Annotated in this window: 1 protein-coding gene; it reads right to left on the bottom strand. The window is 52.1% G+C overall.

Translation table 11 applies throughout. The features are described 5' to 3' along the window. The coding region (locus ACK4S7_RS13185) for an asparagine synthase-related protein (RefSeq protein ID WP_409647721.1) at positions 1 to 280 on the bottom strand (280 nt) is incomplete at its 3' end.

Raw genomic sequence — 280 nt, 5'->3', positions numbered from 1 at the left:
ATATATATCCATCGTAACCAGCCAAAATCTCATCGGCTCCCTGGCCATCCAACACGACCTTAAAACCTGTTTCCTTCGCTGCTCGAAAAACCCTGTACTGTGCGTATATGGATGTACTTCCGAAAGGTTCGCCCTGAGCTTGGATAAGGTCGTCGATCTCCCGGACCATTTCACTCGGATGAACCCGAACCGCGTGCACAACGGCTTGAGTGTGCTCGGCAGCGATTCTAACCCAGGGCTCCTCAGAGACAGCGGGATCGTCTGCTATGAAGCTAAACAC

Origin of the sequence: Sphingorhabdus sp., from assembly GCF_046292425.1 — a bacterium.
In the GTDB taxonomy this organism is placed as follows: Bacteria; Pseudomonadota; Alphaproteobacteria; order Sphingomonadales; family Sphingomonadaceae; genus Sphingorhabdus_B.
The sequence above is the reverse complement of the archived record's forward strand: the minus strand, read 5'-3'. Positions and strand labels throughout refer to the sequence as shown.